The sequence below is a fragment of the Klenkia sp. AC732 genome (genome assembly GCF_979256525.1).
Genome location: NZ_CEEDOS010000018.1, coordinates 75791 through 87276, shown reverse-complemented (window position 1 = coordinate 87276; position 11486 = coordinate 75791). Strand labels below are relative to the sequence as shown.

Genomic DNA, 11486 nt, shown 5'->3' with positions numbered 1-11486 from the left:
CGACATGTGGTGCGGGTGGACGGACTCTGGTGAACGCCCCTGATCCACGCTCGGGGGCGGGGGGCAAGGGCGGGGGCGGGCTACAGGCGGGACCAGGCCTCGGTGAGCACCGAGCGCAACGTCTGCTCGATCAGGTCGAACTCGGGCTGGCCGCAGGTGAGCGGCGGGGCGAGCTGGATGACCGGGTCGCCGCGGTCGTCGGCGCGGCAGTAGAGGCCGGCGTCGAAGAGCGCCTGGGAGAGGAACCCGCGCAGCAGGCGCTCGCTCTCCGCGTCGTCGAAGGTCTCCTTGGTGGCCTTGTCCTTCACCATCTCGATCCCGTAGAAGAACCCGTCGCCGCGGACGTCGCCCACGATCGGCAGGTCGTTCAGCTTCTCCAGGGTGCGGCGGAAGTCGTGCTCGGTGTCCAGCACGTGCTGGTTGAGCCCCTCGCGCTCGACGAGGTCCAGGTTGGCCAGCCCGACGGCGGCCGAGACCGGGTGGCCGCCGAAGGTGTAGCCGTGCGGGAAGGAGACGCCGGGACGCAGGAAGGGCTCCATCACCCGGTCGCTGGCGATCATCGCGCCGATGGGGGAGTAGCCCGAGGTCATCCCCTTGGCGCAGGTGATCATGTCCGGCACGTAGCCGAACTTGCTGCAGGCGAAGGTGGTGCCCAGTCGGCCGAAGGCGCAGATGACCTCGTCGGAGACGAGCAGCACGTCGTACTGGTCGCAGATCTCGCGCACGCGGTCGAAGTAGCCGGGCGGGGGCGGGAAGCAGCCGCCGGCGTTCTGCACCGGCTCCAGGAACACCGCGGCCACGGTGTCCGGGCCCTCGAAGAGGATCTGCTGCTCGATCTGGTCGGCGGCCCAGCGACCGAAGGCCTTGGGGTCGTCGCCGAAGTACGGGGCCCGGTAGATGTTGGTGTTGGGCACCCGGAACGCCCCGGGCACCAACGGCTCGAAGTCCTGCTTGAGCGCGGGCAGGCCGGTGATGGACAGCGCCCCCTGGGTGGTGCCGTGGTAGGCCACCGCCCGGCTGATCACCTTGTGCTTGGCCGGCTTCCCGACCAGCTTGAAGTACTGCTTGGCCGCCTTCCACGCGGTCTCGACGGCCTCGCCGCCGCCGGTGGTGAAGAAGACCCGGTTGAGGTCGCCGGGGGCCTCGGCCGCCAGCCGCTTCGACAGCTCGATGGCGGAGGGGTGCGCGTAGGACCACAGCGGGAAGAAGGCCAGCGTCTCGGCCTGCTTCGCCGCGGCCTCGGCCAGCTCCCGCCGTCCGTGCCCGGCCTGGACGACGAAGAGCCCGGCGAGCCCGTCGAGGTACCTGCGGCCCCGGTCGTCCCAGATCCAGTGGCCCTCGCCCTTCACGATCACCGGCGGGGCGTGCTCGGTGTAGCCGCCCATCCGGGAGAAGTGCAGCCACAGGTTGTCCACGCTGTCCGGGCCGTAGCGCCCCGGCTCGGTGACGGGCTGCTCGGTGGTGGTCATGGCTGCACTCCCGGAGGCTGCGGATCCCGTCGCCGGACGACGGCTCGACGACGGAGAGCGTAGCGAGAAGACACCTCTCCTGACGAGGCCGTTCGTCAGAGTGGCCGACCTCCGGCGACCCGCCCCACCAGGTCGGCGATGGTCGCAGCCCGGCCGGCCGGGGTCCGCTTGGTCTGCACCCGGTGCAGCACCGCGTACCGCTGGGACCTGGTCAGCGCGTCGAAGGCGGTCCGGGCGCCGGGGGTGGCGGCCAGTGCTGCGGTGAGGTCCTCGGGTTCGGTCATCGTGGCCGGGCCGGCGTAGGCCTGCGCCCACCGGCCGTCGGCCCGGGCGGCCTCGACCTGGGCCAGTCCGGCCGGGCGCATCCGGCCCGCGGCCTCGAGCTCGGCGACGGTGGCCACGTTCTTCGCCGACCAGATGCTCTTCGCTCTCCGGGGCGTGGTGCGGATCGTCCAGGAGGTCTCGTCCACCGCGTTGGCCCGACCGTCGATCCAGCCGTGGCACAGCAGCACCTCGACCAGCCCGGCCCAGGTCAGCGACGGGAAGGCGCCCTTCTTGGCCAGCAGCACCGAGAGCCCCGGGGTGTCGGCGCCGTGCTCGTCGAACCAGGCGTGCGCCTCGTCGGCGGTGGCGAAGGAGCGGCGCTCGAAGTCGTCGGGCATGGCCGCCATCGTGGCCTCCCGGTCGGGGTTTCGGAACCGGTACCGACGGTCACCGTGTCCGGGTGACCCGCAGACCGCCCGGCCCCGAGGAGCTCTGGCTGGTGCGGCACGGGGAGAGCGTGGGCAACCTCGCCGACGCGCGCGCCCAGGAACTCGGTGTGGACCGGCTGGACCTCGACGTCCGCGACCCCGACGTGCCGCTGTCCCCGACCGGGGAGCAGCAGGCCGATGCGCTGGGGCGGTGGTTGGCCGGGCAGTCCGGTCCACCGACCGCCGTCCTCAGCTCGCCCTTCACCCGGGCCGCCGACACCGCGCACCGGGCGGCCGCCGGCCTGGGCCTGCCCGTCCGGTTCGACGAACGGCTGCGCGAGCGGGACTTCGGTGCCTTCGACGGGATGACCGCCGGCGGCATCCGGGACCGGTACCCCGAGGAGGCGCAGCGGCGGCAGCTGCTGGGCAAGTTCTGGTACCGCCCGCCGGGCGGGGAGAGCTGGGCCGACGTCGCCCTGCGGGTGCGCAGCGTGTTGGCCACCGAGGCGCTGCGGCACGACGGCGAGCGGTTGCTCGTCGTCAGCCACCAGGCCGTGGTCATGGTCTTCCGGTACGTGCTCGAGGAGCTCACCGAGTCCCAGCTGCTGGAGGTCGACCGGCACGAGCAGGTCGCGAACACCTCGGTCACCCGCCACCGTGCGGACGACGGGGGCTGGTCGCTGCAGTCGTTCAACTCCGTCGAGCACCTGGCGGACGTGCGTGCCCCCGAGGTCACCGAGGAAGCCGATGTCCCGCACCCCTGAGCCCGGCACCCCTGAGCCCGGCACCCCTGAGCCCGGCACCCCTCAGCCCCAGCCCACCCTGGTGACCCCGCAGGTGCTGCGTGGGTGGCGGCTGCCCGAACCCACCGGCGGCAAGGAGGCCCGCGGTTCGATCCTGGTCGTCGGTGGCAGCACCGAGACCCTGGGCGCGGTGCTGCTGGCCGCCGAGGCCGCCCTGCGGTCGGGGGCGGGGAAGCTCCAGGTCGCCGTCCCCCGCAGCCTCGCGCCGGTGACGTCGTCCGCGCTGCCGGAGGCGCTGGTCCGCGGGCTCGCCGAGACCGACGAGGGCGCGGTGCGCGCCGATGCCGCCGACCGGGTGCTGGACCTGGCCGAGAGCGCGGCCGCGGTGCTGGTCGGGCCCGGGATGGTGGACGAGGAGCAGACCCGGCTGCTGGTGCAGCGGCTGTTGCCCGAGCTGTCCGGCCCGCTGGCACTGGACGCGCTGGGCCTGGCCGCCGTCACGGCCGACCCGGCCTGTCTGCACCACCTGGAGGGTCGGGTGGTGCTCACGCCGAACCCGACCGAGCTGGCCTTCGGGTTGCACGTGGAGGAGGTCGAGGACCCACCGCAGGCCGCCCGGGAGATGGCGGCCCGGGCGCGGGCTGTGGTCGCACTGGGCGGGGAGACCAGCTGGGTCGCGGCACCCGACGGTCGGCTGTGGCGGGACGAGAGCGGCGGTGCCGGGCTGGGCGTCTCGGGGTCCGGCGACGTCCGGGCCGGGGTGGTCGCCGGCCTGCTGGCCCGCGGTGCGGAACCCGCGCAGGCCGCGGTGTGGGCCGCCCACCTGCACGGCCGTGCGGGGGAGCGGCTGGCCGCCCAGGTCGGCCAGCTGGGCTTCCTGGCCCGCGAGCTGCCGGCGGAGGTCCCCCGGGTGCTGAGCGAGGTCGACCTCTAGCGGCTCAGCCGCGCTGGCGGCGGGCGCGGTAGGCGGCCGCGTGGGTCCGGTTGGCGCAGCTGGCGTCACAGAAGCGGCGGGACCGGTTCTTGGTCAGGTCCACCAGGGCGGCGCCGCAGCCCTCGGCCTCGCAGCGTCGCAGCCGGACCAGCTCCTCGGCGCGGACCAGGTCGGCGACGGCCATCGCGGCCTCGACCGCCATCCGGTGCGCGACCGGGGCGCCGGCCTCTGTGGCGTGCACGTGCCAGCCCCAGTCCCCGTGCCGGACCAGCTGGGGGAGGGCCTGGCCCTCCTGGAGCAGTCGGTTGACCACGGCGACGACGCCGTCGGTCTCGGCGTCCCACATGTGTGCGAGCTCGGTGCGCACCGCGTGCACACCGGCCAGCTCGGCCTGGTCGCCGACCCGGTCTCCGGTGAAGGCCCAGGTGTCCAGGAAGGCCCCCAGTGCCGCGGGGTCGGGCAGCAGCTCGTCCCCGGTGCCGGACCCGACTGCGGTGTTCACCAGCCCGGCGGCGGCGTTGAGCCCCACCTCGGTGTCATGGGCAAAGAGCATGTTGCTCCTGACTTCTGCTACGGTCCAGCACGTCAGGAGTGTACGTCTCAACGGTCCTGACACGTCTCGAGGAGATCGCCGTGCTGGACCGACGTGCCGGGTCGACCGGACTCCTGCTCGCGCTGGCCTCCGCGGCCGCGTTCGCCACTTCCGGGGTGTTCGCCTCCGCCCTGATGGACGCCGGCTGGAGCGCCGCCGCTGCTGTCACCGTGCGGGTCGGGGTCGGGGCCCTGGTGCTCACCGTCCCTGCGGTCCTGCAGCTGCGCGGTCGCTGGCACCTGCTGCGACAGAACGCCGGCGCGGTGTTGGCCTTCGGCGTGCTGGCTGTCGCCGGCTGTCAGCTGGCCTACTTCCTGGCGGTCTCCCGGCTCTCGGTCGGCGTCGCGCTGCTGCTGGAGTACTCCGGCGTCGTCCTGGTCGTGCTCTGGACCTGGCTGCGTCACGGTCAGCGGCCCAGCGCACTCACCGCGACCGGCGTCGCCGTCGCCGTGGTCGGGCTGGTGCTGGTGCTCGACGTCGTCAGCGGGGCCCGGATCGACCCCCTGGGCGTCGTCTACGGGCTAATCGCCGCCGTCGGTCTGGCGGCGTACTTCGTCGTCTCCGCCCGGTCGGACGGCGCCCTGCCGCCGCTGGTCAGCGCCTGGGGTGGGCTCGGCGTCGGCGCGGTGCTGCTCGGGCTGGCCGCAGCCGTCGGCCTGGTCCCGTGGCGGACCACCACCGGGGACGTCGACCTGGCCGGTACGCCCACGAGCTGGCTGGTGCCGGTCCTGGGCCTGGCGCTGGTGGCCGGCGCCTTCGCCTACGCCAGCGGGGTGGCCGCCATCCGCCGGCTGGGGTCTCGGCTGAGCTCGTTCATCGGGCTGACCGAGGTGCTCTTCGCCGTGTTGTTCGCCGCCCTGCTCCTCGGGCAGGCCCCGGGCCTGGCCCAGCTGGTCGGGGGGGTCGTGGTCCTCGGCGGGATCGTGCTGGTCCGCGCCGGGGACCGGCCGGCGGCCGTCGTGGACGTCGACCCGGTGCCGGCCGAGGGAACCCGGTCGCCCGCCGCCTGACGACCGGCACGCTGCTGAGCACCGACCCCGCCGCCGTCCGGCTCGCCGACGGGGCGGCGGAAGCGGCGTTCGGGCTGGTCCGGGGCGCCTCGCCCGAGGGGGAGTCGCAGGGCTCGTGAGCGGTTTGGACCCCACGGGACCGGTTCCCCGCCTATCGTGGGCCAGATGAACGGCAGTCAGGACACCACGACGGACGCTGCGATCCGGGCCATCCGGCTCGCCGATGCCGAGCGGCAGGCCGCCCAGTCCGCTGCCCGGGACGCGCAGCGGACCTGGGAGGCGGCGCTGGTGGCGGCCGTCGAGGCCGGCTACGCCCCCTCCGCGGTGGCCCGGGAGGCCGGGGTCACCCGCAACCGGGTGTCCCAGCTGGTCTCCGCACACCGCGCCGCGCTCGCCCAGGCGTCCACGGCAGCCACGGCGGCACAGCCCGCGGCCCGTCGTCCCGGCCCGCGGATCGTGCCCAGCCCGCTCAGCTGAGCGGTCGCCGGGGTCTCCTGTCGACCCCAGCGGCGTAAACCGCGTTTGCGCATCGTCGGGTGGGGTTACTGTGGAGTAGTACAACACCCCACCGACCCGAGGAGAGCCCGTCGTGGCTGACAACCTGCGTGGGTCTCGGATGGGGGCGACCAGCCTGGAGAACGTCCGCGGCGCCGTCCTCGCCGACACCCTGACCCACACCTACGAGTGCCCGGCCGGCCACGACGTCCGCGTGACGATGGCCGCCGACGCCGTGCCCCCGAACGCCTGGGCCTGCCCGAACCACGGGCGGGTCTCGGTCCTCGTGGTCACCCCCCAGACGCCGCAGGCGCCGGTGCTCGCCGAGGGTGAAGAGCCCCCGACGACCGGGCGCCAGCGCAAGACCGGCCCCCCGCGGGTCAGCAAGACCCCGTGGGAGATGCTGCTGGAGCGTCGCGAGATCTCCGACCTCGACGAGCTGCTCACCGAGCGGCTGGGTGTGCTGAAGGCGCGACGCACCCGCCAGTGAGGTAGGCAGGAGGCGTGCAGCCTCCTCTGATCGGCGCCCTGGGCGACCGCGTCCCCACCGTCCACGACACCGCCTTCGTCGCCCCCACCGCCGTGGTGGTGGGCGACGTGACCCTCGGCCCCCGGGCCTCGGTCTGGTACGGCGCGGTGGTCCGTGCCGACGCCGAGGTCGTGGTAGTGGGCGCCGACTCCAACGTGCAGGACGGCTCCACGCTGCACAGCGACCCGGGCTCCCCGCTGGTGCTGGGAGACCGGGTCACTGTCGGGCACCGGGTCGTGCTCCACGGCGCCCGGGTCGACGACGACGTGCTGGTCGGCATGGGCGCCGTCGTTATGAACGGCGCGCACATCGGGGCCGGCTCGATCGTCGCGGCCGGAGCCGTCGTCACCGAGGGCACCCTCGTGCCGCCCGGGTCGCTCGTCGCCGGCGTCCCGGCGAAGGTCGTCCGCGAGATGGGCGACGCCGCGGTCGAGCGGATCCGGGCGAACGCGGTCAGCTACACCGACCGGCTCGACCAGCACCGCGCCCTGCGCGAGGTCTGAGACCCCGGTCAGAGCTGGGCGGCGACCAGCGGCGTCAGGGTCAGGTGCGGCTTGTTCTGCTCCAGCGCCCGCAGCGACCACTTGTCGGTGAACAGCGCCAGCAGCTCGCCGTCGGGGCGCTGCATGACCTCGGCGCCCCGGGCCTTGGAGATCTCGGCGGCGGACTCGGCGTCGGTGGCGCGGGCCAGGCTGTAGGGCAGGTTCTCCAGGCTCACCTTGGCGCCGAACTCGTGCTCCATCCGGTGCTGGGCCACCTCGAACTGCATGGGCCCGACGACGGCGAGCACCGGGGCGCCGTCGCCGCGGCGCTCGGAGACCAGCACCTGCACGACGCCCTCGCCGGCCAGGGTGTCCATCCCCTTGCGGAACTGCTTGTACTTGCTGGTGTCGGCGACCCGGGCGACGGCGAAGTGCTCGGGGGCGAACGTGGTGATCGGCGGGTAGACGACGGGTGCGTCCACGAACAGGGTGTCGCCGACGCCGAGCGCGCTGGCGTTCACCAGGCCGACCACGTCGCCGGGGTAGGCGGTCTCGATGGTCTCCCGGTCCCGGCCGAACACCTGCTGGGCGTACTTGGTGGCGAAGGGCCGGTTGTTGGCCGCGTTGGTGACGACCATGCCGCGCTCGAAGACCCCGGTGCACACCCGGATGTAGGCCAGCCGGTCGCGGTGGCCGGTGTCCATGCCGGCCTGCACCTTGAAGACGAAGGCGCTGAACGGGTCGTCGAGGGCGCGCGGCTTGCCGTCGGCGTCGGGCCGGTCGGCCGGCGGGGGAGCCAGGTCGACCAGGGTGTCCAGCAGCAGGCCGACGCCGAAGTTGCTCACCGCAGAGGCGAAGAGGACCGGGGTGGTGGCGCCGGCGAGGAAGAGCTCCTCGTCGTGCTCGGCGCCGCTGGACTCCAGCAGCTCGCTCTCCTCCAGGGCCGTCGTCCAGGCCTCGCCCTCCTGGGCCAGGGCGGCGTCGGGGTCCATGACCTGCTCGGGGGCGATGGTGGCGCCGCCGGCGGTGCGGGTGAAGTGCCGGTAGCTGCCGTCGCGGCGGTCCAGCACGCCGCGGAAGTCCCCGGCGATGCCGACCGGCCAGGTGAGCGGGGTGGGGGTGAGGCCGGTGCGCTCCTGGATCTCGTCCATCAGCGCCAGGGCGTCCAGGCCCGGCCGGTCCCACTTGTTGACCACGGTGATGATCGGGATGCCCCGGTGCTTGCAGACGGCGAAGAGCTTCATCGTCTGGGTCTCCAGGCCCTTGGCCGCGTCGACCAGCATCACGGCCGCGTCGACTGCGGTGAGCACCCGGTAGGTGTCCTCGGAGAAGTCGGCGTGCCCGGGGGTGTCCAGCAGGTTGACCACCGCCTCGCGGTAGGCGAACTGCAGGGCCGCGGAGGTGATGGAGATGCCTCGGGCCTTCTCCATGTCCATCCAGTCGGACACGGTGGCCCCGCGGCCGGCCTTGCCGTGCACGGCGCCGGCCCGGCCGATGACGTGCGCGTGCAGCGCCAGCGCCTCGGTGAGCGTGGACTTGCCGGCGTCGGGGTGGCTGATGACGGCGAAGGTGCGCCGGCGCGCGGCCTCGGTGGCGGCGGTGCTCACGGTGCTCCTGTCCTCACCGGCGCGCCCGGAGGCAGGGACACGGTGCTGGGGTCGTACGGGACCCCCGAGTCTACGGCGGTCGGCGGCGGGCCCCCGGTCGCTCGGTCGACCGGCCTCCCCGGTGACGATCCGGTGACGTCGGACGCACTCTCCGGGAATGGTCGTCCGCCGCCGGTCGTCGAGTCGACACGAGCGTCGCGGTGACCATTCCCGGCGAGTCACCGTGTCGACCCGGCGGACGACGTCACCGCCCGGCCGGATGCCCTCGTTCGGTGTCGTCGGCTGCGTAAACACCGCTGCTCCGGGCTCGTGTCGACTTGGTACGGGTGGTGACCGTGGGGCCGCAGGGGCGGTGACACCTCAGGCGTCGACCATTCTCGAAATGGTCGTCGCCGCACTCGCGGAATGCGCGGAGAAAGGCTCACCACTTCGGGTTGAGAACGTCCCGGCCAGGCCGTAACCGCCTTCGACAGCGGAGCACGACCGCTGCGATGACTCGCTTGGACGGTGACGCGTGGACGGCATGGACGACATCGTCGAGGACTTCCTCGTGGAGAGCCACGAGAACCTCGACCAGCTCGACCGCGACCTCGTCGCCCTCGAGCAGGACCCCGGGTCCCGGGAGCGGCTGTCCAGCATCTTCCGGACGATCCACACCATCAAGGGCACCAGTGGCTTCCTGGCCTTCGGCAAGCTCGAGGAGGTCACGCACGTCGGGGAGAACATGCTCTCCAAGCTGCGGGACGGCGTCCTGGAGCTGACCCCGCACCGCACCGACGCGCTGCTGACCATGGTGGACACGGTCCGCGAGCTGCTCGGCTCGATCGAGACCGCCGGCAGCGAGGGCGCCGTCGACGTGTCCCCGGCCGTGGCCGCGATCGTCGCCTCGATGGAGCCCGTGGCCGTGGCCGCCGCCGCCGGCCCCGGGACGACGGGCACCGCCGCACCGGCCGCCGCCGAGGCCACCGAGGCACTTCAGGCCCCCGCGGCCGCCGAGGGCACCGCCCCCGACCCGGTCCTCGACGACCTGCCGGCCGGCGTGGCCGTCACCGAGGCCAGCGCCGTGCTGGCCGAGGCCGCCGAGGTCGTGGACGCCGTCCCGGTCCGCCGCACCGACCAGACCCCGCCCCCGGCGCCGAAGGCCCCCGCCCGGGCCGCCGCCGAGGAGCACCACGAGGAGCAGGCCCCCGGCCGCCGCGCGGTCGCCGACTCGACCATCCGGGTCGACGTCGACCTGCTCGACGCGCTGATGCAGCTGGTCGGCGAGCTGGTGCTGACCCGCAACCAGATCGTGCAGTACGTCTCCCGGCAGGCCGACACCGACCTGGTGCGAGCCGGGCAGCGGCTGAACCTGATCGCCAGCGAGCTGCAGGAGGGCGTCATGAAGACGCGCATGCAGCCCATCGACCACATCTGGTCCAAGCTGCCCCGCGTCGTCCGCGACCTGGGCCAGCAGTGCGGCAAGCAGGTCCGGCTGGCGATGGAGGGCAACGAGACCGAGCTGGACAAGACGCTGCTCGAGGCGGTCAAGGACCCGCTGACCCACCTGGTCCGCAACTCCGTGGACCACGGCATCGAGACCCCGGAGGCCCGACGCGCGGCCGGCAAGCCCGCGGACGGCGTCCTGAGCCTGCGGGCCCGGCACGAGTCCGGCCAGGTCGTGGTCGAGGTCGCCGACGACGGCGGCGGGATCGACGCCGCCCGGGTCGGGGCCAAGGCCGTGGAGCGCGGCCTGGTGACCGCCGACGCGCTGTCCCGGATGAGCCACTCCGACGTGCTGCAGCTGATCTTCTCCCCGGGCTTCTCCACCGCCGCCGCCGTCACCAACGTCTCGGGCCGCGGTGTCGGGATGGACGTGGTCAAGACCAACATCGAGGCCATCGGCGGCACCATCGAGATCGAGTCCGAGGCCGGCAGGGGCACCTGCACCCGGCTGCGCATCCCGCTGACGCTGGCGATCGTGCCGGCGCTGACCATCGAGTGCGCCGGTGACCGGTACGCCATCCCGCAGGTGAGCCTGCAGGAGCTGGTCAGCCTGGACGCCGAGAAGGCCGCCAGCGCGGTCGAGGAGATCGGCGGGGCCCAGGTCTACCGCCTGCGCGGTGAGCTCCTGCCGCTGGTCCGGCTGGCCGACGTCTTCGGTCTGACGTCGGACCGGCACGACGGCCACGTCGTCATCGCCGTCCTGCGGTCGGAGGGGCGTCGCTTCGGCCTGGTCGTGGACCGGGTCATCAACACCGAGGAGATCGTCGTGAAGGCAGTCGGTGCGCAGCTGAAGTCGATGGGCCTCTACTCGGGGGCGACCGTCCTCGGGGACGGCACCGTCGCCCTCATCCTGGACGTCCAGGCACTGGCCCGACGGGCGCTGCGCGCCGAGAGCGTCGAGCGTGCCGAGCAGCGGGCCCAGTCTCAGGCCGACGCGCACGCCGCCGGCCCGGCCGAGCGGCAGCGGATGCTGCTGGCGGCCATCGGCGGCGGACGGCGGGTCGCGATCCCGCTGGACACCGTCACCCGGCTGGAGCAGCTGCGGGCCGACAGCGTGGAACGCGTCGGCTCCCGCGAGGTGGTCCAGTACCGCGGCGCGATCCTGCCGATCGTCCGGCTGGACCGGCACCTGGGCGCCATGCCCAGCTACGGCTACGGCGAGGAGACGGCGGCCCGCGAGGTCCTCGAGGTCATCGTGTACGCCGACCGGGACCGGTCCGTCGCGATCGTGGTCGAGGAGATCCTCGACATCGTCGACGACTCCGAGGTCCTGCACTCCGACATCGACGACGCCGGCCTGCTGGGCTCGGCCGTCTTCGGCGACAAGGTCACCGAGCTGCTCGACGTCCGGGCCGCGATCCTCGCCGCGGACCCCTCCTTCTACGCCTTCGACGCCCCTGCCCACCCCGACGCCACCGGCGTCCCGACCGGTCTCCTGGCGGTCTGAC

11 protein-coding genes are annotated in these 11486 nt (G+C 73.6%); 7 read left to right on the top strand and 4 right to left on the bottom strand.

The genetic code is table 11. The features are described 5' to 3' along the window. Positions 1-80 precede the first annotated feature (80 nt). On the bottom strand, positions 81-1469 hold the full coding sequence (locus AC0IVP_RS10810) for an aspartate aminotransferase family protein (protein ID WP_471756525.1): 1389 nt from the start codon (positions 1467-1469) through the stop codon (positions 81-83). Between the two features lie 95 nt (positions 1470-1564). Further along, complete coding sequence (locus AC0IVP_RS10805; protein WP_157519404.1) at positions 1565-2131, bottom strand: YdeI/OmpD-associated family protein; 567 nt, start codon at positions 2129-2131, stop codon at positions 1565-1567. 62 nt (positions 2132-2193) lie between these two features. On the opposite strand from AC0IVP_RS10805, the gene AC0IVP_RS10800 reads away from it, so the two are divergent. Next, on the top strand, positions 2194-2925 hold the full coding sequence (locus AC0IVP_RS10800; protein ID WP_471756523.1) for a histidine phosphatase family protein: 732 nt from the start codon (positions 2194-2196) through the stop codon (positions 2923-2925). Continuing rightward, entirely contained in the window at positions 2909-3838 is a 930-nt protein-coding gene (locus AC0IVP_RS10795) for an NAD(P)H-hydrate dehydratase (protein WP_471756521.1), read from the top strand. The genes AC0IVP_RS10800 and AC0IVP_RS10795 overlap by 17 nt, the downstream gene beginning before the upstream one ends. A 4-nt stretch (positions 3839-3842) precedes the next feature. On the opposite strand, the gene AC0IVP_RS10790 is transcribed toward AC0IVP_RS10795, so the two are convergent. Then, entirely contained in the window at positions 3843-4391 is a 549-nt protein-coding gene (locus tag AC0IVP_RS10790; protein ID WP_471756519.1) for a CGNR zinc finger domain-containing protein, read from the bottom strand. Positions 4392-4471: 80 nt separating this feature from the next. Between AC0IVP_RS10790 and AC0IVP_RS10785 the strand changes: the two genes are divergently transcribed. The 4 genes from AC0IVP_RS10785 to AC0IVP_RS10770 all read left to right on the top strand — a co-directional run bounded on the left by AC0IVP_RS10785 (position 4472) and on the right by AC0IVP_RS10770 (position 6967). Continuing rightward, positions 4472-5440 carry an EamA family transporter gene (locus AC0IVP_RS10785; protein ID WP_471756517.1) on the top strand — a complete coding sequence of 323 codons (969 nt, stop codon included), beginning with the start codon at positions 4472-4474 and terminating at the stop codon, positions 5438-5440. 165 nt (positions 5441-5605) lie between these two features. After that, on the top strand, positions 5606-5917 hold the full coding sequence (locus AC0IVP_RS10780; RefSeq protein WP_157519402.1) for a hypothetical protein: 312 nt from the start codon (positions 5606-5608) through the stop codon (positions 5915-5917). 112 nt (positions 5918-6029) lie between these two features. Beyond that, entirely contained in the window at positions 6030-6425 is a 396-nt protein-coding gene (locus AC0IVP_RS10775) for an RNA polymerase-binding protein RbpA (protein WP_082556898.1), read from the top strand. A gap of 14 nt (positions 6426-6439) precedes the next feature. Beyond that, positions 6440-6967: a gamma carbonic anhydrase family protein gene (locus AC0IVP_RS10770; protein ID WP_056295322.1), complete on the top strand. Its 528-nt coding sequence runs from the start codon at positions 6440-6442 to the stop codon at positions 6965-6967. Positions 6968-6975: 8 nt separating this feature from the next. Here AC0IVP_RS10770 and AC0IVP_RS10765 read toward each other — a convergent pair whose 3' ends face one another. Next, on the bottom strand, positions 6976-8553 hold the full coding sequence (locus AC0IVP_RS10765) for a peptide chain release factor 3 (RefSeq protein ID WP_471756515.1): 1578 nt from the start codon (positions 8551-8553) through the stop codon (positions 6976-6978). A gap of 523 nt (positions 8554-9076) precedes the next feature. Between AC0IVP_RS10765 and AC0IVP_RS10760 the strand changes: the two genes are divergently transcribed. Beyond that, the gene (locus AC0IVP_RS10760; RefSeq protein ID WP_471756513.1) at positions 9077-11485 is read left to right on the top strand and encodes a chemotaxis protein CheA; all 2409 of its coding nucleotides are present in this window, start codon (positions 9077-9079) and stop codon (positions 11483-11485) included. The last annotated feature ends 1 nt before the right edge of the window (position 11486 follow it).